We start from the raw sequence: 24,159 nt of genomic DNA on the forward strand, positions 1-24,159 counted from the left end.
CCAGGGAGGATGGATGGACACGGGTCAGCCTCTGCTGGAGGTCGACGGCGTCACGCTCCGCTACAAGACGCCCGAGCACCTCGTCACGGCCACCTACCGGGTGAGCTTCCGGGTCTGGCCCGGGGACCGGTTCGTCCTGCTCGGGCCGTCCGGATGCGGGAAGTCGACCCTGCTCAAGGCGGTGGGCGGCTACATGGCGCCGACCGAGGGCGAGATCCGCCTGAAGGGGCGCCCGGTCACCGAGCCCGGCCCCGACCGGATGATGGTGTTCCAGGAATTCGACCAGCTCCTGCCGTGGAAGACGGTCCGGCAGAACGTGGTCTTTGCCCTCGAGGCCTCGGGCCGGCTGAGAGGTCGCGAGGCCCTGGACCGGGCCAACCTCTACATCGACAAGGTCAACCTCACGAAGTTCGCCGACAGCTACCCCCACACCCTGTCGGGCGGGATGAAGCAGCGCGTCGCCATCGCCCGCGGCATGGCGATGGAGCCCGACATCCTGCTGATGGACGAGCCCTTCGCGGCGCTCGACGCGCTCACTCGGCGGCGCATGCAGGACGAGCTGCTGGCCCTGTGGGAGGGCACGCGCTTCACCGTCCTGTTCGTCACCCACTCGATCCCCGAGGCGATCAAGGTCGGCTCGCGCATCCTGCTGCTCTCGCCCCATCCCGGCGAGGTGAAGGCCGAGCTCAACAGCGCCGCCTCGCCGGAGGCTGCGCTGCAGCTCGAGGGCCGGATCCAGCACATGCTGTTCTCGGAAGAGATCCAGGAGGCGGAGAATGTCTAGCGCGCAAGCCCTGAGCGGCGCCCCGCTGGCCGGGACGGGCGCGGCGCCGCGCCTGTCGCCCCTGGCGCCGTCCGGCCGGCCCGAGATCGTGCGCGAGACCGGCCACGCCCACGGCGCCGCGGTGGTCGAGAAGCCGCTGTCGATCACCGAGCGGCTCTACAACCAGGCCTGGCTGCGCAAGATCGTGATCCTCGTGATCCTCGCCGGGATCTGGGAGGCCTACGGGCGCTACCTCGACAACGACCTCCTGTTCCCGACCTTCTCGGCGACCGTGGAGGCCTTCTTCCGTGGCATCGCGGACGGCACGCTGCCGGCCCGGGCCTGGAGCTCGCTGAAGGTGCTGCTCATGGGCTACGCCGCCGGCGTCGCCCTGGCGACCGTGCTGACCGGCGTCGCCATCGCGTCGCGGATCGGGACCGACCTGCTCGAGACGCTGACGTCCATGTTCAACCCGCTGCCGGCGATCGCGCTGCTGCCCCTGGCGCTGATCTGGTTCGGCCTGGGCAACGGCAGCCTGATCTTCGTGCTGGTCCACTCGGTGACCTGGGCGATCGCCCTCAACACCCATTCGGGCTTCCTGTCGGTGAGCCGGACGCTCAAGATGGTCGGGCGCAATTACGGGCTGTCGGGCCCGCGGCTGATCGGCAAGATCCTGATCCCGGCGGCCTTTCCCTCGATCCTCACCGGCCTGAAGGTCGGCTGGGCCTTCGCGTGGCGCACCCTGATCGCCGCCGAGCTGGTCTTCGGGGTGTCGTCCGGGGCGGGCGGCCTCGGCTGGTTCATCTTCGAGAACAAGAACATGCTCGACATCCCGAACGTGTTCGCCGGGCTGCTCACCGTGATCCTGATCGGCCTCGTCGTCGAGAACCTGATCTTTCAGACGATCGAGCGGCGCACCGTCCAGCGCTGGGGCATGCAGGCCTGAACGCGGCCGGTGCGCGGCACCGGCCTCGCCCGCCCGCCTGCACGGCCTCCGGGGGAAGGACCGTCTGAGATCGACCTTCTCGCACGGCGCGCGGATGGAGATCGAACTTCTCCGTCGCGCGGGTGCGGCGAACGTTTTCTTCCTATAGGCTCCGCCGACGACCCCCGGAGCCCGATCCCGTGAACCCTGAAGCCCCCTCCAAGACGGCCCCGACGCCGGCGCGCCCCGACCGGGGAGGGCGATCTGACACCGCCGCCTCGGTCCTGCCCGGGATCGGCCTGTGCGCGGCGATCACCGGCGTGGCGATGGCCGCGCAGGCGGTGGAGGAGCGGGTCGCCGGCCACCCCTACATCGAGGCCCTGGTCCTGGCGATCCTGATCGGCATCGCGGTGCGGACCGCCTGGACGCCTCCGGCGCAGTTCCGCACCGGCATCGCCTTCTCGGCCAAGCAGCTGCTCGAGGTCGCCGTGGTGCTGCTCGGCGCCTCCCTGAGCCTCGGGGCGATCCTCGCCTCCGGTCCGGCGCTGCTGGCCGGCATCGTCGGGACCGTCGTCCTCGGCATCGCCGCCAGCGTGGCGATCTGCCGGGCGCTCGGGCTGCCGGCCCGGATGGCGATCTTGGTGGCCTGCGGCAACGCCATCTGCGGCAACTCGGCCATCGCCGCGGTGGCGCCCGTGATCGGCGCGGAGGCGAAGGACATCGCCGCCGCCATCGCGTTCACCGCCGTCCTCGGCGTGCTGATGGTGCTCGGGCTGCCGCTGTTCGTGCCCCTCGCCGGCATGACCGACAACCAGTACGGGGTGCTGGCGGGGCTGACCGTCTACGCGGTGCCGCAGGTCCTGGCCGCGACCGTGCCGGTGAGCCTGCTGTCGACCCAGGTCGGCACCCTGGTCAAGCTGGTGCGGGTGCTGATGCTCGGCCCCGTCGTGGTGGCGTTCTCGCTGATCGCCCCGCGGCTGCCGCGGGCGGCCGGGGCGCCGGCGGCGCCGGCCCGTCCGGGCTTCACCAAGCTGGTGCCCTGGTTCATCCTCGGCTTCCTGGCGCTGGCCACCCTGCGCTCCCTGGGCCTCGTGCCGGATCCGGCGGTGAAGCCTCTGACCCAGCTCGCCGGCGTGCTCACCGTCCTGTCCATGGCCGCCCTCGGCCTCGGGGTCGACGTCCGGGTCCTGGCCCGGGTCGGCGGCCGGGTCACCCTCGCGGTCACCGCCTCGCTGGCGGTCCTGATCGCCCTCAGCCTCGCGCTGATCCGCGCCCTCGGGATCGGGTGAGGCCGCGCGGGGTATTTCCCGCCCTGCGTCCCTCCGGTCTCTGTAACCGGCATTCAATGGGCACCTTTGTGCAGGTGACCGAGGCCTTTCGCGCCGGGGTGCCGGCTCTCGCATCGAAAAGCGCTATGCGAGATCGCTCCTCTGTCGAGATCGGCTTGACACATACGCGGTTTTTGCTTTGGAACCGCAGGCGTCGTCGTCGAAAGCTTCGTGTGGACTCGCGCAGTGCCTGAAAAGAATCCCGAGAACAGCCTCAGGTTGGTCACGCTGGTGGGCGAGATCGTCGCCGCCTACGTCTCGAACAATTCCGTTCCGCCGACGGCCCTGCCCGAGCTGATGGCGAGCGTGCACGCGGCCCTGGCGGCCCTCGACGGGCAGCCGCCGGCGGCGGCCGCCGAACCGGCCGTGGAGCGGCCCACGCCAGCCCAGATCCGCAAGTCGGTCCAGGAGGACGGGATCGTCAGCTTCATCGACGGCCGGACCTACAAGACCCTGAAGCGCCATCTCACCGCCCACGGCCTGACGCCGGAGCGGTACCGCGAGCGCTACGGCCTGCCGGACGATTACCCGATGACCGCGCCGGGCTACGCCGCGCAGCGCTCCGCGCTGGCGAAGGCGATCGGTCTCGGTGTGCCCGGCGGGCGCGTCGATCAGCGCAGGACGGGCACCGGCGGCTGATCGGCGGAGCGGCGCGGGGTCGCGCGCGGCGCGGTCTCGCTGCGGCGCCCCTGGAACGGCAGCACCTGCGCGGAGCCGGGGGCGGACCGGCCGGGCTCGCCGCGGCCCGGTCGGCCGAACGTGTCGGCCCAGCTCAGCTTGATCACCCGGTCGTCGGCGGGCGCAGCGGCTTCCGCGGGACGCGGAGCCTTGCGGTTTGCGGCGCCGATCCAGCGCACGATCCGGTGTTCGCGCCCGCGGCGCAGCACCGGCGGCAGATCCATCTCGCCGCGCTTGCGGTTCGGCCGGATGTCGTCGGTCTTGTCTGAGATCGACACGCTCGATAACCCTGTCCCCGTGCGAGGTGCGAGCGGGGACGGATAGCGGGTGCAGCCGTGGATCCGCCGGGGTGCTCCACCCTCGACAACGGCGCTATCCTACTGAACTTGCAGGATCCGGACAGGGCAGTCCCGTCCAAAAAACTTGTCTCTGCGTCCCAGATTGGCCGGTCCGGGGCCGGAGCGGCTCAGGACGCGTGTGCCCCCGGCACCGCGGCGAGCAGGGTGCGGGTGTAGGCGTGCTCCGGCGCGGCGAACAGGTCCGCGGTGCCCCGCATCTCCACGATGGCGCCGCGGTGCATCACGGCGATCCGGTCGCAGATCGTGGCAGCCACCCGCAGGTCGTGGGTGATGAACAGCATCGCCAGCGACAGGCGCTGCTTCAGATCCTCCAGCAGATCCAGCACCTGCCGCTGGACCGAGACGTCCAGCGCCGAGACCGCCTCGTCGGCCACCAGCACGTCCGGTTCCATGGCGAGCGCCCGGGCGATGCCGATGCGCTGGCGCTGCCCGCCCGAGAAGGCGTTGGGGTAGCGGGCGGCGGCCTTCGGATCGAGGCCGACGAGGTCGAGGAGGCTGCGCGCCCGTTCCCGCGCCTCGGCGGCCGGGACCCCGTGGGCGATCGGCCCCGCCGTGATGATCTGCTCCACGGTGCGCCGCGGGTTCAGCGACGCGAACGGGTCCTGGAAGATCATCTGGATCCGGCTGCGCTTGTCGCGCAGAGCCGCCTTCCCGAGGGCCGTGTAGTCGAGATCCCCGAGCCGGACCGTTCCGCCATCGGGCTCGATCAGCCGGATCGCGAGCCGCGCGGTCGTCGACTTGCCCGAGCCCGATTCCCCGACGATGCCCAGGGTCTCGCCGCGGCGGACGTCGAAGGAGACTTGCCTGACCGCGGCCACGACCCGCGGCTTGCCGAACAGGCCGGAGCGCCCGGAATAGGTCTTGGACAGCCCGGTCACCGAGAGGGCGACCGGAGCCGCCTCCAGGGCTGCGCGCGGCGGCGGCGTCAGGCTCGGGACGGCGGCGAGCAGCGCCCTGGTGTAGGGCGCCTGCGGGTTGCGCAGCACCGCCTCGGCGGTGCCGGATTCGACGAGTCGCCCGCGCTGGAGCACCGCCACGTGGTCGGCGATCTCCGCCACCACACCGAAATCGTGGGTGATGAACAGGACGCTCATCCCGCGCTTCTGCTGCAACTCGCGGATCAACCGGAGGATCTGGGCCTGGGTGGTGACGTCGAGCGCCGTGGTCGGCTCGTCGGCGACCAGCACCGAGGGCTCCAAGGCCAGCGCCATGGCGATCATCGCCCGCTGCCGCTGGCCGCCGGAGAGCTGGTGCGGGTAGGCCCGCACTGCCTCCTCGGGGTTCGGCAGGCCGACCTCGGTGGCCAGCGCCACGGCGCGGGCCCAGCGCTCGCTCCGGCTGAGCAGGTTGTGGGCCTCGAACATCTCGGCGATCTGGTCGCCGATCCGCATCACCGGGTTCAGGGCCGTCATCGGCTCCTGGAACACCATGGCGATGCGCCGGCCCCGCAGCGCGCGCCACGCGGCCTCGTCGAGGGCCAGGAGGTCCCGGCCCTCGAACAGGATCGTGCCGGACGTCGGCTTCAGGGCCCGGGGCAGGAGGCCGGTCAGCGCGTAGGCGCTCATCGACTTGCCCGAGCCGGATTCCCCGACGACGCACAGGATCTTGCCGGCCTCGAGGTCGAGGTTCAGGCCCTCGACCGCGTGCGGGCGGTCGGCGCCCTTGGGGAGCGCGATCGTCAGATCGCGGATGCGGACGACCGGCTCGCTCATCGTGTCAGGCCCTCGCTGTGCGGCGGCGGAGGATGTCGGGGCCGGCCTCGGCCAGATCCCAGAACAGGCCGGCCATGATCGCCAGGCCCTCGCGGGTGCCGGAGGCGAGCATGTGCTCGTCGGGCCCGTGCTGGCGGCAGGCCGGGTAGGAATGCGGCACCCAGAGGGTCGGCAGGCCCAAGATTTCCGAGAAGGCGTCGTTCGGCAGCGAGCCGCCGAGATTGGGCAGCAGCGCCGGCTTCTTGCCGCTGCTCGCCTCGATCGACTGGAGCGCCCACTCCACCCAGGGATCCTCCACGGGCAGCCGCGTCGCCTGAAAGACTTCCGCGGCGCGGGCCGGTCGAACCTCGATCATCGGGAAGCCGTGCGCGTCGAGATGGGCGCGCACGTTCCGGATGAGGTTCTGCCAGTCGGTGCCGACCACGAAGCGCAGCTGCAGGGTCGCCTTGGCGTGGGGCGGCACGGCGTTGAGCGGCCCGTCCGGATCGCCGGTCTTGAAGGCCAGAACCTCCAGCGTGTTCCAGGCGAAGACCCGCTCGGCCGGGGTGAGGCCCGGCTCGCCCCAGTCGGTGTCGATCGTGGGCGCGGTCGGGTCCTCGCCGACCCGGATGTCGGCGAGCGCCGCGCGCACGCCCTCGGGGATCGGCGGCGGCCGCAGGGCGTCCACGCGGATGCTGCCGCGGGCGTCGACCATCGAGGCGATCGCCGAGGCCAGCACCGTGCCGGGGTTGCGCAGCAGGCCGCCCCAGTTGCCCGAATGGTGCGGGCCCTCGCGCAGGTTGAGGCTCAGCTCGAAATTGTAGGCGCCGCGGGAGCCCAGGAAGAGGGTCGGGCGCTCGCCGTTGAGGCGGGGGCCGTCCGAGGCGATCAGCACGTCGGCGCGCAGGGCCTGCGCCTGCTCCCGGCAGAACGGCCGCAGGCCCGGGGAGCCGGATTCCTCGCCCATCTCGATCAGCAGCTTCACGTTGAAGCCAAGCTTCCCGTCGCGCGCCGCGATCACTTGCTCCAGGGCGGCGAGGTTGAGGACGTGCTGGCCCTTATTGTCGGCGGTGCCGCGCCCGTACCAGCGGTCGCCCTCGACCACGATCTCCCAGGGGCCGAGGCCTTCCCGCCACTGCTCGGGATAGCCGCGCACGGTGTCGCCGTGTCCGTAGATCAGGACGGTCGGCAGATCCGCGCCCTCGTGGCGCTCGGCGATCAGGAAGGGCCCGTGCACCCCGTCCGGGTTGGGAAAGATTTTTAGGGCCGCGAAGCCGAGGCGGGCGACCAGCGGCGCGATGAAGGCGTCGAGATAGGCGCGCAAAGCCGCCTCCTGGCCGGGCGCCTGGCTCTCGGTCGGCATCGCCACCGCCTCCCGCAGGAGGGCGAGGAACGCGCCCGAATCGAAGGCCTCCGTGGCGCGCGCGATGGCGGCGTCTCGCGTCATGGTGTGTTTCCCGTGAAACATTTCGTTAATCCGCCGGCCGGCTCCGGCCCGGCGGAGGCGTCAGTGGCGCGCCTCGGGCGCCGTGATGTCGCGCAGGCCGTCGCCCAGGAGGTTGATCGCCAGCACGAGGAGGAGGAGCGCCACGCCCGGGATGGTGATCACCCAGGGCTGGAAGAACATGTACTGCTTGCCCTCGGCGATCATCAGGCCCCAGGAGGGCAGGGGCGGCTGCACGCCGAGCCCGAGGAACGACAGGGCGGCCTCCAGCAGGATCGCGTGGGCCATCTCCAGGGTCGCCACGACGATCAGCGCGTTCATGATGTTGGGCAGGATCTCCTGGCGGATGATGCGCAGGTCGGTCAGCCCCGCGGCGCGGGCGGCCGAGACGAAGTCCTGGTTGCGGATCTGCTGGGTCGCGGCCCGGGTCACCACGGCGAAGCGGTCCCAGAGCAGGAAGCCCAGCACCAGCACCACCACCTTCAGCGAGCCGCCGACCAGGGCCGCCATGGCGAGCGCCACCAGCACCACCGGCATGGCGAGCCGCGTGGTCACGACGTAGCTCACCACCGAGTCGACCCAGCCGCCGAAATAGCCGGCGCACAGGCCGAGCGTCGTGCCGATCAGCCCGGAGATCAGCGCCGCCGAGATCCCGATCAGGAGGGAGATCTGGCCGCCGTAGAGGAGGCGGCTGAGGTAGTCGCGGCCGAGCTTGTCGGTGCCGAGCATGTGGTCCCAGGAGCCCTTGGCCTGCCAGATCGGCGGGATCAGGCGGCGGGACACGTCCTGCGCGTAGGGGTCGTGCGGCGCGATGAGCGGGGCGGCGAGCGCCGCCAGCACGATCAGCCCGAGGATCCCGGCCCCGATCAGGAAGCCGGTGTGGCGCAGGCCCCGGCGCAGGATCAGGCGGGTGGGGGAGGGGACCGGCGCCAGCGCGACCGGCGCGTCCGGGGGCAGGGCGGGGGCGGCCAGGGCCGCCGTGTCGGGGGGGAGGCTCATCGGCGGATCCTCACGACTGGCGCAGGCGCGGGTCGAGGAAGGCGTTCAGCAGGTCGGCGGCGAGCGTCAGGCCGATATAGATCATGGCCAGCACCAGCACGATCGCCTGGACGACGGGGAAGTCGTTGCGGGCGATCGATTCCCAGGCGAGCTGGCCGAGGCCCTGGAGCGAGAACACCGCCTCGATCACGATCGAGCCGCCGAGCATGAAGCCGAACTGCACCGCCGAGAGGGCGATCACCGGGATCACGGCGTTGCGGAGCGCGTGCCGCACCAGGATTTTTCTGGGCGGCAGCCCCTTGGCGCGGGCGGTGCGGACGTAGTCGGAGGCCAGCACCTCCAGCATGCCGTTGCGGGTGAGCCGCATCACGGCGGGCATCGCGTAGTAGCCGAGCGCGACCGCCGGCAGGACGAAGTTCTTCCACGTGGCGTTGCCGGAGACCGGCAGCCAGCGGAGGTTGACGGAGAAGATCAGGATCAGCGTGAGGCCGAACCAGAAGCTCGGCATCGCCTGGCCGAGCACCGAGACGGCCAGCGCCGTACGGTCGATCCACGTGTCCCGCTTCACCGCGGCGACGACGCCCAGCGGGATCGCCACGAACAGGGCCACGCCGAGGGCGATGATGCCCAGGTAGAGGGTGATCGGCAGGCGGGCGGCGAGCAGGTCGATCACGCTCTCGCGGAAATAGAACGAGTTGCCGAAATCGAGGTGCAGGGCCCGCCAGCCCCAGGTGAGGAACTGGGCCAGCAGCGGCTGGTCGAGGCCGTAATCCCGGCGGATCTGCGCGATCTGGGGGCCCGTGGCCTCCGGGCCGGCGATGGCGGTCGCGAGGTCGCCCGAGAGGTGGAGGAGCAGGAAGCTCGCCACCGAGACCGTGAGGGCCACCGCCAGGGCGACCAGCACGCGCCGGAACGTGAAGGCCAGCATGGAAGGCCTCCTACTTCCACGACGCCGCGTAGAAGCGCGCCACCTCGTCGGGCTGGGCGGTGAAGTTGAGGTCCGACGTGAAGGCGTAGTTGGTCGAGTAGGAGAACATCGGCAGGGCGTAGGCCTCCGCGGCGATCCGCTGGAGCGCCTTGGCGTAGGCGGCCTTGCGGGTCTCCGGATCGGTCGAGCCGTCGCCCTTCTGGAGGTCGGCGATCACCTGCGGATCCTTGGTCAGGTCCTCCTCGCCGCCGCGAAAGTACACCCCGTCGAAGGCCGAGACGTCGAGCACCGAGAACGAGCCCCAGGTCTGGTAGCCGATCGAGGTCTTGCCGGCCCGCAGCGAATCGCGGAACGCCGCGTAGCGCAGGTAGTTGAGCCGCGCCTTGATGCCGACGGCGCCGAGATAGCCGATCACCGCCTCGGCGTAGTCGCGCTCGCGGTAGGCGCCGAGGTCGATCTCGAACCCGTTCGGGTAGCCGGCTTCCTTCAGCAGCGCCTTGGCCTTGGCGGGGTCGTAGGGGTAGCGCATCACCCCCTGGTCGGTGCAGCCAAACTGGTCGACGAAGCACAGCGCGTTCATCACCCGCGAGGCGCCGCGCACGAGGTTGTCGACCATCGCCTTGCGGTCGATGGCGTAGGAGATCGCCTGCCGGACGCGCACGTCCTTGAGGGGCGAGTTCTCCTTGGCGCGGCCCAGCGTGTCGAACTGCAGGAAGCCGACCCGCATCGTCTCGGAATTGAGGACCGTGATGTTGGGCGCGGCGCGCAGCTGCTCGGCCTGATCGCTCGGCACCCGCCAGATCCAGTCGACGCCGCCGGTCATCAGCTCGGCCATCCGGCTCTCGCCGTCCGGGATCACGCGGAACTGCAGCTTGCCGATCTTCGGCTTACCCAACGGGCTGCCGGCCCAGTACCTGTCGAACCGCTCCATGGAGACGCCGCGGCCGCTGTCGACCTTGGTGATCCGGTACGGGCCGCTGCCGACCGGCGCCTTGGCGAAGCCGTCGAGGCCGACCTTCTTGAAGTAGTTGGCCGGGAAGATCGGGGTCGGGCCGGCGAGGTACTCGAGCGCGGCCGGGAACGGCGCCTTGAGGTGGATGCGGACCGTGTGCGGACCGGTCACCTCCACCGACTTCATCCAGTCGACGTTCTGGCGGGTGACGGTGCGCGCCTCGGGCGTCAGCACGTAGTTGAACGTGAAGGCCACGTCCTCCGGCCCGAGCGGATCGCCGTTGTGGAAGACCACGCCCTCGCGGATCGTGAGATCCAGCGTCGTGTCGTCCTTCCAGGTCCAGGCGGTCGCCAGGAACGGCTTGTAGGTGCCGTCCTTGGGATCCCGGTACAGCAGCGTGTCCCAGCAGTTCCGGGCCAGGATCACGCCCTCGCGGGCGCTGTTGTGATACGGGCTGACGTTCTCGGGCTCGCTGTCCGACGCGTAGACCAGCGTGTCGTCGGCCTTGCCGGCCAGCGCCGGGTGCGCGGCCATCAGCGTGGCGAGCGAGGCGGCCAGGGTGGCGGCCCGGGTGAGAGTCCGTAGCGGCATGCAGGCTCCGACGGCGCGGCGGACAGGCCCGGCGGACGGTTCCGCGGCTGCCGCGTTTTTCACCCTGCCATGGTGTTGTGCATCTGGGATCGCAACAAGTAGAATTTAGCGAGTGCTGCGTTGCCATATCGGCAATGTGCACGGCACCATACAGCGTATCGGGCACAATAATGCAGAGTACGGCCCTGCGCTACTTCCTGGCCGTGGCCCGCACCGGGTCGATCGCGGCGGCCTCGGCCCAGCTCAACGTCGCGGCCTCGGCGATCAGCCGGCAGATCGCCAACCTGGAGGCCGAGCTCGACTGCGTGCTGTTCGAGCGCCGCCCGCGCGGCATGGTGCCGAGCCCGGCCGGTGAGCTGCTGGCGCAGCACGCCCATCAGGTGCTGATCCGCTCCGAGCAGGTGGTCACCGAGATCCGGGAGCTGGAAGGGCTCGCCCGCGGGCTGATCCGGGTCGCCTGCTCGGAGGGCTTCTCCCTCGACATCGTGCCGAACGCGATCGCGGCCTTCCACGCGGCCCATCCCGGCATCCGCTTCGAGGTCACGGTCCAGCCCCCGGCCCAGGTCACCCAGACGGTGGCGGTGGGGGATGCCGATCTCGGGATCACCTTCGCGCTGACACCCACCGCGCAGGTCGAGGTGCTCTACGACGGGCAGGTCGACATGCTGGCGCTGGCCGCGCCCGACCACCCCCTCGCGCGGGCGCCGGCCCTGCGCCTCGTCGACCTGCTGGAGTATCCCGTCGCCCTGCCGACCCGGGACACGACCCTGCGGCAGGTCTTCGACGCCGCCTGCGCGCACGCGGGCATCGCGGTCGAGCCGGTGCTGACCTCCAACACGCTCTCGGCGCTGCTGCCCTTCGTGCGGCGCTCCCGCGGCATCGCCCTGATGTCGGCGCTGTCGGTGCAGACGCCCCTGCGTCTCAACGAGCTTGTCAGCCTGCCGATCCAGTCCCGGGCGAGCCTCGCCCGGAGCGTGAAGATCCAGGCGATGCGCGACCGGCGGCTGCCGAAGGCGGTGCGGGCGTTCCTGCGCCAGCTGCTCGACGCGCTGCCGCCGCCGCGATCGCCGTGATTCTCGAGACGCCCGGCCCGCGGGCGCTCAGGCGCCGCCCCGGGCGGTGGCGACGGTGCAGCTGTGATCCATCACGTCCTCGGCGCTGGCGCTCGGCGCCCGGTAGGCCAGCAGGATGTAGCCCGGCTCGGGATCGCCCGGGGGCGTGGCGAGCGCCGCGAAGCTCGTCCGGTGCAGGTCCGGCCGGGCGCCCGGCAGGCTGTGCAGGGCCGCGAACGGGTTGAACTGCGCGGCCTCCGCCTCCGGCACGCGCAGGGCGTAGTAGCGGTCGCCGGCCAGCGGCACCGGGAAGCGGCTCCAGCTGTGGCGCACCTGCCGGCCGTGCGCCCGGATCGCCTTGAGCACGCTCGGCCTCAGGCAGTCGAGGTGGATGTGGAGCTGGTCCTGGCTGCGGCCGCGGGCCGAGTTGACCGCGAGCCCGACCTCCGCGGGGGTGAGCTTCCCCTTCAGCACGTCCGACACGAGCGGCCGCGCCGCCAGGGCCGCCCGCCAGTAGGCGGTCCCGCGCGGCCCGCGCAGCACCGGCGCCTCCAGGCCCGGCACGGTGTCGGTCGGCATGACGACGCTGTGGGTCGGCTCGCCGGGCGCGCGCAGGACCGCCGAGCCCGGACGGTCACCGTCCCCGAGATCGACCGAGAGGCACGGGAAGGTCCGGTTGGCGAGCCGTTTGGCGAGCACGCAGGTCTTGAGGGCGGCCTGTACGCGATCATGGTCACCGGCTCGATCTGGCCTCGACCTGCCGCTGGACATCGCCGAGCAGCAGGTCCAGGCGGCGATCANCGGAGGCGCACCTCGCGGCGGGCCTCCCGCACGTCACGGGCGACTACATGGGCGAGCACTGGCTCGCGACCTTCGCGCTGCTGGCCCTCGAGGCCGGCGCCGCGGGCGACGCCCGCGGGAGCGGGAAGACGTTCTTGAGAGATTCGTGAGAAGCGTCCGTCCCGGGCCCGGTCGAGGCGCGGGGGACGGCAACAAAAAAGGACCGCCCTCAAGAGGAACGGTCCGGAAGTCTAGGGAGGAAACGCCCACGAGGGGCCGCAAGACGGCGACGCCGTCGCGGTCTTGCTTCCGGTCAACCCGAGAGGGGCGTCCTTGTTCCTGGCTCCGGTCCGCCGCGCGGCAGGGCCAGCCCGCCCGGGACCGCCGTGAGGCCGGCGGGGCGGCGCGGCTCGCCGGGGCCGAACTCGGCGCGGTAGGTCCGCTCCAGCGTCATGAGGCCCCGCAGCGGCCCCTCGGCGAGGTCGAGGAGCCGCGCGTCGCGCCAGCGCAGGGTTCGGCCGAGGCGGCGCCGGAACCAGCGCCCGCGCTCCTCCTCGACGAGCAGGATCAGCTTGCCGGTCCAGGTCCGGCGGAACCAGAAACGTCCGGTCAGCGGCATGGCGGTCGATGCCCCGGTGGTCGAAGGGGATAGACTACATCCGGATCCGATCTGCGGGAATATTTCGGTCCAGTCCGCGGATGAATTATGGCGAAGACTGTTAATCGGCGTCGGCGTCGGGCCGAGCCGGAGAGGCCCGCCGCCCGCCCCGTTGCGCCGTCTCGTAGAGGACCTGGGCGAGCTGCTCGGCCGAGTAGGGCTTGCGCACGAGGGCGAAGCCGTGCGCGTCGTCCTTGGCGAGGACGTGGCTGTAGCCCGAGGTCAGCACCACCGGCAGGTCGGGACGGTGGGTCCGGAGCTGCCGGGCTAGGGCGAAGCCGCCCATCCCCGGCATGACCACGTCGGAGAAGACCGCGTCGAACCGGTCCGGCGCCCGGCGCAGCTCGTCCAGCGCCTCCTCGGCGGATTTCGCCCAGACCGGCGCGTGGCCGAGATCCTCCAGGATCTGGGTGCAGAAGCGCCCCACCCCGAGATTGTCCTCCACGACGAGGATGCACAGGCCCCGTCGCGGCTCCGCCGCCCGGCGGGCCTCGCGGCCGGCCTCGGACGTCGCGGCGGGCGCCTCGACCTGCGGCAGGTAGAGCGTGAAGGTGGTGCCGTGGCCGAGCGCGCTCGCCACGTCGATGTCGCCGCCCGACTGCTTGGCGAAGCCGATGACCTGGGACAGGCCGAGGCCGGTGCCCTTCCCGACCTCCTTGGTTGTGAAGAACGGCTCGAAGATCCGCCCCAGATCCGCGTCCGGGATGCCGGCGCCGGTGTCGGAGACCCGCACGGCCACGAACGGCCCCTGCGCGCCGGCATGCCCCCGGATCGACGGCATCGGACGGTCGCCCTCCAGCCGCAGGGTCAGGCTGCCTTCCCCGTCCATGGCGTCGCGGGCGTTGACCGCCATGTTGATCAGCGCGGTCTCGAACTGGCTCTCGTCGGCGCGCACGTAGCGGGGCGCCTGCGGCAGGTCGATGACCACGCGGATGCGCGCGCCGGTGACCGAATCGAGCATGTCGGCGATGCTGCGCAGGCGCGCGCCGATGTCGAACACCTGGGGCTTCAGCGCCTGGCGCCGGGCGAAGGCGAGGAGCTGGCCGGTGAGCTTGGCCGCGCGGTCGACGGTGTCGGAGACGGCGTCGAGGTAGCGGCGGCGCCGCTCCTCGGCGAGGTCGGGCCGGCGCAGGAACTCCACGGAGGACCGGATGATGGTCAGCAGGTTGTTGAAGTCGTGCGCCACCCCGCCGGTGAGCTGGCCGATGGCCTCGAGCTTCTGCGACTGGCGCAGCGCCTCCTCGGCCTGGCGCTGCTCGGTGATGTCGCGCCCGAAGCCGTAGAACAGCCCGTCCTCCGGCACGACGGTCCAGAGCACCCGCCGCCGGTCGCCGGCGCGGGTCAGGCAGGACAGTTCGACATCCTCGACCCGGCTGTCCGCGCAGAGGGGGCGCAGCGCCGCCTCCGCCGCCGCGCGCTCGGTGGGGGCGAGGAAGTCCAGCGCCGGCCGCCCGACCGTCTCCGCCTCCGACCAGCCGAGCGCCCGGCTCCACGAGGGGTTCACCGACTGGACCTGCCCGGCCCGGTCCGAGACGAGCTTCAGCACCGGCGACAGCGTCCAGACCCGGTCGCGGTCGCGGGTCTGGGCGGCGACCTGCGCCTCCAGGTGCTCCGCCCGGGACTGGAGCAGGACCTCGTTCCGCTTCCGCTCGGAGACGTCGTGGGCGAAGACGTAGAACCCGTCGACGCGTCCGTCCGCACCGCGGCGCGGGAGGTAGCGGGTGTCGGCGATCCGGGCCTGCCCGTCCGGGAAGGTCCAGGCCCATTCCTCCCGGACCTCCTGACCGTCGAGCGCCCGCTCGATGCCGGCGCGTCGGGCCTCGAACGCGCCGGGGCCGAGGAGGTCGCCGACGGTCCGGCCGACGACGGCGTCGGGCGCCTGGCCGGTCCAGGCCTCGTAGGCGGCGTTCGCGAACCGGTAGGTCAGGTCGCGGTCGATGAAGGCGATCAGGACCGGCATCGCGTCCGCGACCAGCCGGAGCTCCGCCTCGCGGGCCCGCAGCGCGTTCTCGCTCCGGCGGCGCTCGGTGATGTCGTTGAACAGGATCGCGAGGCGGTTCCGCGCCGGCCCGTCGACCCGGTAGGCGTGCACGTCGTACCAGCGGCCCAGCGCCGCGGCGGCCTGCTCGAATCGGACCGGCTCGCCGGTCAGGGCGACCCGGCCGTAGAGGTCGAACCAGTGCTGCTCGTGGTCGGGGGCGAGGTCCCGCATCCGGCGGCCCACCGGGTCCCGCAGCCCGGTCTGCCGCTCGAAGGCGGGGTTGACCTCCAGGAAGCGGTAGTCGACGGGCCGGTCGCCGTCGGCGAACTCCATCTCGATCAGGCAGAAGCCGGCATCGATGAAGGTGAACAGCGAGCGGTAGCGCTCCTCGCTCCGCCGCAGGGCCGCCTCGGCGTTCCGGGATTCGAGCTGCGTCATCACCGTCCGGGCGAGCGCCGTCAGGATGAAGCGCTGCTGGTCGGTGAGCGTGCGCGGGACGCGGTCGAGGACGCAGAGCGTCCCGATCGCCCAACCGTCCGGCGTCACCAGGGGCACGCCGGCGTAGAAGCGCAGGTGCGGCTCGCCGGTCACGAGGGGGTTGGCGGCGCTCTCCGGCTCCGCGGCCAGGTCGGGCAGCACGAGGACGCCGTCCGCGCGCATGGCCTCGGTGCAGAAGCCGAACGCGAGCGGCATCGTCCGCGCGGCGTGGCCGAAGGCGGCCTTGATCCACTGCCGGTCGGCGTCGACGAAATTGATGTGGGCCATCGGCGTGCCGCAGGCCTGGGCGGCCATCTCGGCGATCTCGTCGAACGCGCGCTCCGGCGGCGTGTCGAGGATCGCGCAGGCGCGCAAGGCGGCGAGCCGCTGGGGGTGCTGGGGCTCGAAACCCGACGGGCGGGGTATTGTCTCATTCGGCGACACGGGGCCGTCATAGCCCACGCTCCCGCTTCTCCCTAGTGAAACTCTGCATCACAGGTCCGTCGGCGCGACCAGCGCAAGCATTCCGCGATGGTTCAATACTCGACAGTCGCGCCGGATTGTTCCCGGCGGTGCGGCTACACGCTCACCGTCCAAGACTTGCTGGTGCGGCCGACCGAGCGACGGGGGCCCGACGGGATCTCTTCCTGCGGCGCCCGTCGCGGCCGCGCGACGCGGTCCGGCGGGCGCCGCACGGTCCCTGTCGCGCGGTCCCTGTCGCGCGGCCCCTGTCGAGCGGCCCCTGTGGATCGGATCGCCGCGGTCGGGAGCCCGCGGGCGGGTGCGGCGTTGCCGGCTCACGAGGGATGGGTTCGGATCAGGCATGGCCAAGCGCAGGACGAAGGCGGTCGCCCGGCAGGGGCTGGAGGACGCGCCGCTGATGCCGACCGGCGCCCTGGCGGTGGCGCTCCTGGCCTTCGCCGAGGGGCACGGTCCGGTGGTGCACGTGGCCCGGGACGCCCGCCGCCTCGAGGAGCTCGCCGCGACCCTGCGGGCGCTCGATCCCGACGCGCGGGTCGCGGTCTATCCCGAGTGGGACTGCCTGCCCTTCGACCACGCCTCGCCGTCGCGGGCGACGATGGGCGCCCGGGCCGCCGTGATGCGCTGGCTGACCGACCGCGCCGCGCTGCCGGACTTCGTGCTGACGACCGCCCCCGCCCTCGTGCAGCGGGTGCCGCCGCCGGAGACCTGGGCCTCGGCCCGCGTGACCCTGCGGGTCGGCGACCCCCTCGACGTCGCGGCCGTGACCGCTGACCTCAAGCGCCTCGGCTACATCCTCGACGAGCGGGTCGACGAGCCCGGCGAGATCGCCGTCCGCGGGCGCACCGTGGAGGTGTTCCCCGCCGCCGCGCCGCGGCCCTGCCGGATCGAGCACGCGGGGGGGCGCGTCACCGCGATCCGCTCCTACGACCCGATCTCGCAGCGCTCCCTGGCGGAGGCCGACGACCTCGTCATCGACCCGGCGACCGAGATCATCCTGGAGCCCGGCTCCGGCCAGAGCTTCGAGCCGTTCACCGGCCAGGAGCACCGCCTGGACCGCTACTACCCGCGCCTCGTCACGCTCCTCGACTACGTGCCCGAGGCGCGCCTCGCGGTCGAGGACGGCACGCAGGCCCGGATCGACGCGTTCTTCGAGCAGATGGACGAGGCGCGGGGCCGGCTGAAGACCCGCGACGCGCCGGCGGGGCCCGGCGCCGGCCTCTACCTGACGCCGGAGGCGTGGCGCGCCGTCGTGGCGGATCGCGGCCGGCTCACCGCCACCGAGGCNCCCGACCGGCCGCTGACCGCGATCGCCGCCGAGGCCGGGATCGTGCTGCGCGACGGGCGGGTGGTGTGGAAGCGGCCCTGCCCGGATTCCGCCGCCTGCGCGGCGCTCGCGACCGATCTCCTGGAGCGGATCCGCGCCGCCCGGGAGCGCGCGGGCTGACAGCGCGGACCAGAAGCGCGGACCAGAGGCGCGGACTGGCGGCCCGGGCCGCCCGCCGCCGACCTGCGGTTGATCTTGCATCGGCCGCTTCAAACCGTCACAGGCTGTCGCGCCAACAACGCGAACGGGAGGGTCCCATGCACGTGACGATCGAGCAGGCCGAGAAGGCGATCGCGGCCGCCCGGGCGAAGGCCGTGGAGCTCGGCACCCAGATGTGCATCGCGGTGGTCGATTCCGGCGGGAGCCTCAAGGCGTTCCACCGCATGGACGATGCCTGGGTCGGGTCGATCGACATCGCCCACAAGAAGGCCAAGACCTCGGTGTTCTTCGGCATGATGACCGGCCAGATCGGCCAGCTGTCCCAGCCGGGCGGACCGCTCTACGGGATCGAGCACTCGAATGACGGGCTGATCACCTTCCCGGGCGGGATCCCGATCGTCGACGCCGACGGCGTCATGTCGGGCGCCATCGGGGTCAGCGGTTCGACGGTGGAGAACGACCACGCCGTCGCGGAGGCCGGCGCCAAGGCCATCGGCCGGACCGAGCTGCCGGCCCATCCCTGGCGGACCTGAGCCGCCGGGCCTCTCAGGGGTCGCGCCGCGCCAGCGCGCGGCCGATCCCCAGGAGCAGCATCCCCGAGACCGAGCGCAGGAAGGGATCGCCGTGGCGCTCCAGCGCGGCGTGGATCTGGATGCCGTGATCGGCCGCGGCGTTCAGGTCAGCGCCACCCGCCGCGCCGCCCACCTCCCCCTCCATCACCCCGGTCTGGATCCCGTGCCGGTGGAGGTCCGTGACGTCGATATAGGCGCCGCGCCCGTGCAGCAGGCCGTCCGGATCGGCCGTCAGGCAGCCGCGGTTGAGGATCCAGCGGGTCTCGCCCGTCCCGGTCACGACGCGGAACTCCAGCGAGACCGGGCCGCCGGTCTGGCGGACGTGGCGGATCCGGCCGAACACCCAGTCCCGGTCCGCCGGGTGGATGCGGCCGAGGGCGGCGTCCAGCGGCAGCGGCGTCCCGGCGAGCCCCGGATCCCCCGCCATCAGCGACGCCGCGCCCGTATCCAGCACGGACCGGCCAGCCCGAACGTCCGTATCCCAGATCCCGACGAATCCGGCCGCCTGCAGGGCAGAGGCGGCCGTGGAAGCCAGCACCATGAAACCCCTCCGAACTGGCTACAATCGACGATTGTACAATGGCGGACAGACTGACCCGCAACACATGCTGTCCGCGAGCCCGAAGTCCAGTATCGGATGCGCGAATGGCTTCTGACACGCCGCCGCGGCCTCCCGCCACCGGGTTGCATTGCGGATGATCGAGACTTCGACTCCGGACAATCCCGTACTCGACAATCCTCGGCCGTCCCGGCCCGGCACAAAGGTCGGATTCACAGCGCTGCGGCGGGACAGTTCGATCACAAATGATCGGTAGACGCCGCGATCCGGCAGAAATCCGCACTTCGGCCCGGGGATTGGCGCGCGCCGAGGGGCGCCCGCGCCGCCAGCCTTCGACCGACACGGGATCCGCGCCGGGCCTGCCCTGGTGCGGGTCGTCGCTGCGCCGTAACCTGCATCTTCCGGTAGGCATTCGGCCGGAGAGGCCCGCAGCAGAGGCGCCGTGGGCCGCCGGATGGGGCGCAGGATGGATCGCACGATGGACCGCACCAACCTCCCGCTCTCGCAGGACCGACTCTGGGCCAGCCTGATGGACCTCGCCCGGATCGGCGCGCTGCCCAACGGCGGCAACGACCGGCAGGCCCTGACCGACCGCGACGCCGAGGGGCGCGCCCTGTTCCGGCGCTGGGGCGAGGCGGCGGGGCTGACGCTCACCGTGGACCGGGTCGGCACCATGGTGTTCCACCGGCCCGGGCGCGATCCGGGCCGGAAGCCGGTCGCCATCGGCAGCCACCTCGACACCCAGCCCACGGGGGGCAAGTTCGACGGCCCCCTCGGTGTCCTCGCCGGGCTGGAGATCATGCGCGCCCTGCACGAGGCCGGGATCGAGACCGAGGCGCCGCTCCTGCTGATCAACTGGTGCAACGAGGAGGGCGCGCGCTTCGCGCCGCCGATGAGCGGCAGCGGCGTCGCCATGGGCATCGTCCCGGAGGCCGACATCCTGGCCACCCGGGACCTCGCGGGCCACGCCTTCGGCGACGAGCTGCGGCGCATCGGCTGGCAGGGCGCGGCGGACCCGGCCGCCCTGCGGGAGATCGGCGCCTATTTCGAGCTCCACATCGAGCAGGGCAAGCGCCTGGAGGAGGCCGGCCTCACCATCGGGGTGGTCGACCGGGCCCTCGCCCAGATCTGGTACGAGATCACGGTGCTGGGCGAGGAGGCCCATGCCGGCAGCCCCATGGCGGGCCGGCGCGACGCCATGATGGCCGCGGCGGCGCTGATCGCGTCGCTCGAGGGCATCGCGGAGGCGGCGGTCGGCGCGGGCGGGGAGCGCGGCCGCGCCACCGTCGGGGTGCTGCGGGCGGAGCCGGCGAGCCGCAACATCACGCCCGGCCGGGTCTGGTTCAGCCTCGACACCCGCCACGGCGACACCGCGCAGCTGGAGGCGATGGGAGCGCAGATCCGGGCCCGGGCCGACGCCCTGGCGGCGGCGCGCGGCGTCGCCATCCAGGTCGCGGAGTTCTGGCGGGCGCCGCCGACGCCGTTCGACCCGGTCCTGGTGGACCGCGTCCAGGCGGCGGCCGAGGCGCGGGGCCATGCCTGGACGCGGATGCCGACCGCGATCTACCACGACGCCGTCTACTGCGCCCGCGCGGTGCCGGCGGCCCTGGTGTTCTGCCCCTGCCACGGCGGGATCAGCCACAACGAGGCCGAGAGCATCACGCCGGCCTGGGCCGGGGCCGGACTGGAGGTTCTCGCCGACGCGGTGCTGGCGACGGCGGGCCTCGCCGGCGCCCGGACCGGGCCGGCCTGAGCGCGGCGCCGACCGCGCACGAACGGAGTCTGGGTTCCCGCATGTCCGACGACAACGTCATCCGCCCCGCCTTCGGCGTCCCCCGCAATCCGGCGCCGGAGCCCGATCCGGGCCAGGCGCCCCTGCGCGTGTTCGGCACGGGGGCCGGCCACCGGGTCGGCCTGATCCACGACCCGTCGGCGGCCGAGGGCGACGTCATCCGGATCGTGGTCGGGCCCGAGGACGAGCCGGGAGTCGAGACCGTGGCGCTGGTCCCCGCCGACGCGGAGGCCGAGGCCGAGCGGATCGGCTTCGCCATCCTGCGGGCGCTGGAGGTGGTCGAGGGCGCGGACTGAGCCGCGCGCCGGCGCGGCGGCTGAACCGCCGGCAGAACTGCGGCCCGAACCGCGGTCTGAACCGCAGGGTGGGCGGTGCGCGTTCTCGGAGAGCGGGAGCGGCCGGCGCGAACGGTCGCCGGACCGCCGGGAGGGACGGATGACGGGCGCTCGGATCAGCAGCACGGAGATCGCGATCCCCGCGCGGGCCGGACTGGTCTGGTCGGTGCTGACGGATCTGGATTCCTACCCGGCGTGGAACCCGTACATCCGCAAGGCGGAGGGCCGCCTGCGCGAGGGCGCGCGCTGGCGCCTGGAGCGGACCCTGAACGGCCGCGCCTACCGGGCGCGCGAGGTGACGGTGACCTGCTGGGAGCCCGGCCGGCGGCTCACGTGGCGCGGCGGCATCCCGATGCCGCCCCTGCTCATCGGCGAGCACGAGGTCCGGATCACCGAGACCGCCGACGGGGTCCGCCTCGTCCAGGCCGAGACCGTCGCGGGCCTGCTCGCCCCCGGCCTGTTCCCGTGGCTGCGGACCCGCATGCAGGCCCGGTTCGCCGCGATGAACGAGGCCCTGCGCGAGGAGGTCGCGCGCCGGCTGGCCGAGAGCGCCTGACCGCGCCCGGTCGCTGTCGGCCGCCCGCGATCGCTCCGGTCCGCCCGGTCAGGCGACCGGCTTCGGCCTGACGATCGGCGAGCGGGTCAGGCTCTCGATCGCGCGTTCGGGCCGCCCGGCCTTGCGGGCGATCTCCCCCTCCTGCTCGGCGATGAGCTGACGGGCGGGCTCGTCGCCGTCGAGGCCGCCGAGGATCTCGGCCGGGACGCGCCGGTTCGAGGCCCGGGACCCGTCCGTGAAGACGATATCGAACAGGACGGAGCCCCGCTCCTGCGGTCTCGACTTGATGCGCTTGGCCATAGGTGCTGATACGCCGCCGGAATCGGTCGCGGCAAGGCGCGGTGCCGGGCGGGGGGTTGCGCGGCGCGCACTGCCGGGCCCGCGCTGGTCCGCACCGCCGAATCCGACCGGCCGACCACCGCCACCGCCACCGCCGCGGCGCCGCAGCCCGCGCCCGCGGCCGCCCCGTCGCAGAAGATCGATCCGATCGGCGACATCATCCGCGGTCTCGGCTTCGGCCGCGACGGCTGAGGCGATCGCGGGGCCGGAGCCCTACTCGACGTGGAGTGTGAGCTTCATCTTCGGGTGAATGCCGCACTGGATGACGAAATCCCCCGGTTCGGCCAGGGTCAGGCGCGTCTCGGCGCCGGGCTCCTGAGTGCCGGCATCGAACGAGAACCGCTCCGCCTCGATGAAGGCGTGGTGGGTCAGGCGCGCGTCGCCGTTGCGCAGGGCGACGGTGTCGCCGCGGCGCAGGTACAGGTCGGTCGGCATGTACCGGCCCCCCTTCTGCAGCACGATCCGGGTCGTGGCCGGCAGCGAGGCCCGGGCCGTCCCGAGGCTGATGCCCATCCCGACCAGCGCCAGGATCCCGGCGAACACGACGGCGCGCAGGCACCGGCTGCGGAGGGACATGACCGATATCCAGACGTGACACGCTGCGGGCCGGACCCCGTGGGGCGCCGACCGGGCGGCCGATTTTGCCGCTGCGGCGCAGCATGCGCGCCGCGCCTCAACCGGACGCTACGATATCCCGTAAAAATTTATCGATATAGACGTCTGTAGAGCGCATATACAGACAAACAAATCTATTTATCTGTATTCGCCGTCGAGTTCCGCGACGTCACGGGGGCAGCCCCGCGAGGCCAGCACGGTCCGGACATGCTCGCGGAAGACCTGGACGCGGGCCGGCAGCTCGCGCCCCGCCAGGGTGACGGCGCGGAGCCGGCTGCTGCGCGTCGCCCAGGGGCTGAGCACGCGCACGATCTGCCCCTCCTCCACGGCCCGGGCGGCCACGAGGCTCGGGAGATGGCCGATCCCGGCGCCCGCCAGGGTCAGCCGGAGCGCGGTCGCGAAGTCGCTGACCCGGATCGCCGGGCTCACGGACAGCGGCTCCGTGCGGCCCTGCCCGTCGGAGAGGGTCAGCCCGGCCGTGCCGATCCGTTCCCGCGCGAGGATCAGGTCGTGGTCGCGCAGATCGGCGAGCTCCGCCGGGGCCGGGCGGCGCTCCAGATAGGCGGGGGCGGCGTAGAGCGCGAGCGCCAGGGTCGCGAGGACCATCGCGCGGTAGCCGGTCTCCTCCGCCCCGCCCAGCCGCAGGGCGAGGTCGATCCGGTTGGCCGCGAGATCGAGGCGCGCGTCGGTGTTGAGCATCTCCACGGTGATCTGCGGGTAGGCGGCCCGGAAGCTCGCGACGATCTCGGGCATCACCTCGATCCCGAAATCGATCGAGGTCGTGATCCGCAGGTGGCCGGCCGGCACCGTGCGGGCGTCCCGGGCGGTCTCGGCCGCCTCGTCGAGGAGCGTCAGGCTCTCCTGGGCCTTGGCGTAGAAGGCGAGGCCCTCGGCGGTCGGCGAGACCGCCCGGGAGGTGCGGGCCATCAGCCGGACGCCCAGCGCCCGCTCCAGGCGGGAGATCCGCCGGCTGACGCTGCCCTTGGTCTCCTGCAGCGCCGCGGCGGCGGCCGTCACCGTGCCGCGATCCACGACGGCGCAGAAGGCCCGCACATCGTCGAGCCCGCCCCCGAAGGTTTCCGTTCTCGCAACCATGGGGTTCCGGATAGCAGGCTCAACCGGTGCCGTGAACGGGTCTACACGGCGGCTGCGGCGCAGCGAATCGCGCTCGGCCGTCTGCTCTGCAGGAGACACCCTTGAAGTCGATTCTCGCCTCCGGCCTTCTGGCCCTGCTGGTCGCCGCCCCGGTCGCCGCCCCCGCGCTGGCCCAGACCCCGCCGACCCGCGATCCGGCGCAGATCCGGGCCGGCACCTACGCGGTCGATCCCGGCCACACCCAGGTCGGCTGGCGCGTCTCCCACATGGGCTTCTCGAACTACGCCGGCGGCTTCTCGGACGTGTCCGGCACGCTGGAGCTGCAGCCGAAGAACCCGGCCGCCGCCAAGCTCTCGGTGAAGATCCCGGTCGCCTCGGTGACGACCACCAGCGCCAAGCTCACCGACGAGCTCAAGGGCGACCAGTGGCTCGACGCCGCCAAGTTCCCCGACATGACCTTCGTGTCCACCAAGGTCGCGCCGGCCGGCAAGGACCACGCGAAGGTGACGGGCGACCTGACGCTCCACGGCGTGACCAAGCCGGTGACCCTCGACGTGACCCTGGTCGGCGCCGGCGTGAACCCGCTGAGCAAGAAGTACACGGTCGGCTTCGAGGCTACCGGCACGCTCAAGCGGTCCGAGTTCGGGGTGAAGACCTACGTGCCGCTGATCGGCGACGAGCTGCACCTCACCATCGCGGGCGCCTTCGAGAAGCAGGACTGACC

The 24,159-nt window shown here is 72.4% G+C and carries 23 protein-coding genes and 2 pseudogenes; 12 read left to right on the forward strand and 13 right to left on the reverse strand.

Annotation, left to right across the window (positions count from 1 at the left end):
* Window positions 1-13 precede the first annotated feature (13 nt).
* From MMR14E_RS18220 to MMR14E_RS18235, 4 genes are all read left to right on the forward strand, one after another.
* Entirely contained in the window at window positions 14-784 is a 771-nt protein-coding gene (locus MMR14E_RS18220; RefSeq protein ID WP_020093977.1) for an ABC transporter ATP-binding protein, read from the forward strand.
* Window positions 777-1,709 carry an ABC transporter permease gene (locus MMR14E_RS18225; protein ID WP_331316186.1) on the forward strand — a complete coding sequence of 311 codons (933 nt, stop codon included), beginning with the start codon at window positions 777-779 and terminating at the stop codon, window positions 1,707-1,709. The genes MMR14E_RS18220 and MMR14E_RS18225 overlap by 8 nt, the downstream gene beginning before the upstream one ends.
* 179 nt (window positions 1,710-1,888) lie before the next feature.
* Window positions 1,889-2,977, forward strand: coding sequence for a YeiH family protein (locus MMR14E_RS18230; protein ID WP_331316188.1), 1,089 nt, complete (start codon window positions 1,889-1,891; stop codon window positions 2,975-2,977).
* A gap of 225 nt (window positions 2,978-3,202) precedes the next feature.
* Window positions 3,203-3,655 (forward strand): MucR family transcriptional regulator, encoded by a 453-nt coding sequence (locus tag MMR14E_RS18235; RefSeq protein WP_012321295.1) that lies wholly within the window; start codon window positions 3,203-3,205, stop codon window positions 3,653-3,655.
* Here MMR14E_RS18235 and MMR14E_RS18240 read toward each other — a convergent pair.
* From MMR14E_RS18240 to MMR14E_RS18265, 6 genes are all read right to left on the reverse strand, one after another.
* Window positions 3,628-3,972 carry a hypothetical protein gene (locus MMR14E_RS18240; protein ID WP_331316190.1) on the reverse strand — a complete coding sequence of 115 codons (345 nt, stop codon included), beginning with the start codon at window positions 3,970-3,972 and terminating at the stop codon, window positions 3,628-3,630. The two genes, MMR14E_RS18235 and MMR14E_RS18240, sit on opposite strands and share 28 nt — an antisense overlap.
* Before the next feature lie 188 nt (window positions 3,973-4,160).
* Window positions 4,161-5,765 carry an ABC transporter ATP-binding protein gene (locus tag MMR14E_RS18245; RefSeq protein ID WP_331316191.1) on the reverse strand — a complete coding sequence of 535 codons (1,605 nt, stop codon included), beginning with the start codon at window positions 5,763-5,765 and terminating at the stop codon, window positions 4,161-4,163.
* A 4-nt stretch (window positions 5,766-5,769) separates the two neighbouring features.
* Window positions 5,770-7,191 carry a M20 family metallopeptidase gene (locus MMR14E_RS18250; RefSeq protein WP_331316192.1) on the reverse strand — a complete coding sequence of 474 codons (1,422 nt, stop codon included), beginning with the start codon at window positions 7,189-7,191 and terminating at the stop codon, window positions 5,770-5,772.
* 60 nt (window positions 7,192-7,251) lie between these two features.
* The gene (locus tag MMR14E_RS18255; protein WP_331316194.1) at window positions 7,252-8,187 is read right to left on the reverse strand and encodes an ABC transporter permease; all 936 of its coding nucleotides are present in this window, start codon (window positions 8,185-8,187) and stop codon (window positions 7,252-7,254) included.
* A 10-nt stretch (window positions 8,188-8,197) separates the two neighbouring features.
* On the reverse strand, window positions 8,198-9,115 hold the full coding sequence (locus MMR14E_RS18260; protein ID WP_331316196.1) for an ABC transporter permease: 918 nt from the start codon (window positions 9,113-9,115) through the stop codon (window positions 8,198-8,200).
* A 10-nt stretch (window positions 9,116-9,125) separates the two neighbouring features.
* Window positions 9,126-10,658 (reverse strand): ABC transporter substrate-binding protein, encoded by a 1,533-nt coding sequence (locus MMR14E_RS18265; RefSeq protein ID WP_331316197.1) that lies wholly within the window; start codon window positions 10,656-10,658, stop codon window positions 9,126-9,128.
* 170 nt (window positions 10,659-10,828) lie between these two features.
* Between MMR14E_RS18265 and MMR14E_RS18270 the strand changes: the two genes are divergently transcribed.
* Window positions 10,829-11,731: a LysR family transcriptional regulator gene (locus MMR14E_RS18270; RefSeq protein WP_331316198.1), complete on the forward strand. Its 903-nt coding sequence runs from the start codon at window positions 10,829-10,831 to the stop codon at window positions 11,729-11,731.
* Window positions 11,732-11,758: 27 nt separating this feature from the next.
* On the opposite strand, the gene MMR14E_RS18275 is transcribed toward MMR14E_RS18270, so the two are convergent.
* Complete coding sequence (locus tag MMR14E_RS18275) at window positions 11,759-12,409, reverse strand: CDP-diacylglycerol diphosphatase (RefSeq protein WP_331316200.1); 651 nt, start codon at window positions 12,407-12,409, stop codon at window positions 11,759-11,761.
* 47 nt (window positions 12,410-12,456) lie between these two features.
* On the opposite strand from MMR14E_RS18275, the pseudogene MMR14E_RS29300 reads away from it, so the two are divergent.
* A pseudogene (locus tag MMR14E_RS29300) lies at window positions 12,457-12,537 on the forward strand (hypothetical protein); the annotation flags it as partial.
* Window positions 12,538-12,803: 266 nt separating this feature from the next.
* Here MMR14E_RS29300 and MMR14E_RS18285 read toward each other — a convergent pair.
* Window positions 12,804-13,109: a hypothetical protein gene (locus MMR14E_RS18285; RefSeq protein WP_331316201.1), complete on the reverse strand. Its 306-nt coding sequence runs from the start codon at window positions 13,107-13,109 to the stop codon at window positions 12,804-12,806.
* A gap of 100 nt (window positions 13,110-13,209) precedes the next feature.
* Complete coding sequence (locus MMR14E_RS18290) at window positions 13,210-16,068, reverse strand: PAS domain-containing protein (protein ID WP_331316203.1); 2,859 nt, start codon at window positions 16,066-16,068, stop codon at window positions 13,210-13,212.
* A 361-nt stretch (window positions 16,069-16,429) separates the two neighbouring features.
* Between MMR14E_RS18290 and MMR14E_RS18295 the strand changes: the two are divergent.
* Window positions 16,430-17,386, forward strand: a pseudogene (locus tag MMR14E_RS18295) (DEAD/DEAH box helicase); the annotation flags it as partial.
* A 284-nt stretch (window positions 17,387-17,670) separates the two neighbouring features.
* Window positions 17,671-18,105, forward strand: coding sequence for a heme-binding protein (locus tag MMR14E_RS18300; protein WP_331316206.1), 435 nt, complete (start codon window positions 17,671-17,673; stop codon window positions 18,103-18,105).
* Between the two features lie 13 nt (window positions 18,106-18,118).
* On the opposite strand, the gene MMR14E_RS18305 is transcribed toward MMR14E_RS18300, so the two are convergent.
* Window positions 18,119-18,685, reverse strand: coding sequence for a PAS domain-containing protein (locus tag MMR14E_RS18305; protein ID WP_331316208.1), 567 nt, complete (start codon window positions 18,683-18,685; stop codon window positions 18,119-18,121).
* A 484-nt stretch (window positions 18,686-19,169) separates the two neighbouring features.
* Here MMR14E_RS18305 and MMR14E_RS18310 point away from each other — a divergent pair, with 484 nt between their 5' ends.
* From MMR14E_RS18310 to MMR14E_RS18320, 3 genes are all read left to right on the forward strand, one after another.
* Window positions 19,170-20,456 carry an allantoate amidohydrolase gene (locus MMR14E_RS18310; RefSeq protein WP_331316210.1) on the forward strand — a complete coding sequence of 429 codons (1,287 nt, stop codon included), beginning with the start codon at window positions 19,170-19,172 and terminating at the stop codon, window positions 20,454-20,456.
* A 41-nt stretch (window positions 20,457-20,497) separates the two neighbouring features.
* Window positions 20,498-20,791 carry a hypothetical protein gene (locus MMR14E_RS18315; RefSeq protein ID WP_331316212.1) on the forward strand — a complete coding sequence of 98 codons (294 nt, stop codon included), beginning with the start codon at window positions 20,498-20,500 and terminating at the stop codon, window positions 20,789-20,791.
* 139 nt (window positions 20,792-20,930) lie between these two features.
* Window positions 20,931-21,386, forward strand: a complete 456-nt coding sequence (locus MMR14E_RS18320; RefSeq protein WP_331316213.1) for an SRPBCC domain-containing protein — start codon at window positions 20,931-20,933, stop codon at window positions 21,384-21,386.
* Window positions 21,387-21,434: 48 nt separating this feature from the next.
* Here MMR14E_RS18320 and MMR14E_RS18325 read toward each other — a convergent pair whose 3' ends face one another.
* The 3 genes from MMR14E_RS18325 to MMR14E_RS18335 form a co-directional block, all read right to left on the reverse strand.
* A complete protein-coding gene (locus tag MMR14E_RS18325; RefSeq protein WP_331316215.1) occupies window positions 21,435-21,686 on the reverse strand; it encodes a hypothetical protein in 252 nt (83 codons plus the stop codon).
* A 252-nt stretch (window positions 21,687-21,938) separates the two neighbouring features.
* Window positions 21,939-22,301: a hypothetical protein gene (locus tag MMR14E_RS18330; protein ID WP_331316216.1), complete on the reverse strand. Its 363-nt coding sequence runs from the start codon at window positions 22,299-22,301 to the stop codon at window positions 21,939-21,941.
* Window positions 22,302-22,478: 177 nt separating this feature from the next.
* Entirely contained in the window at window positions 22,479-23,435 is a 957-nt protein-coding gene (locus MMR14E_RS18335; protein WP_331316218.1) for a LysR family transcriptional regulator, read from the reverse strand.
* Window positions 23,436-23,536: 101 nt separating this feature from the next.
* Between MMR14E_RS18335 and MMR14E_RS18340 the strand changes: the two genes are divergently transcribed.
* On the forward strand, window positions 23,537-24,157 hold the full coding sequence (locus MMR14E_RS18340; protein ID WP_331316220.1) for a YceI family protein: 621 nt from the start codon (window positions 23,537-23,539) through the stop codon (window positions 24,155-24,157).
* Window positions 24,158-24,159 lie beyond the last annotated feature (2 nt).

The organism is Methylobacterium mesophilicum (assembly GCF_036441335.1).
Lineage (GTDB): Bacteria > Pseudomonadota > Alphaproteobacteria > Rhizobiales > Beijerinckiaceae > Methylobacterium > Methylobacterium mesophilicum_B.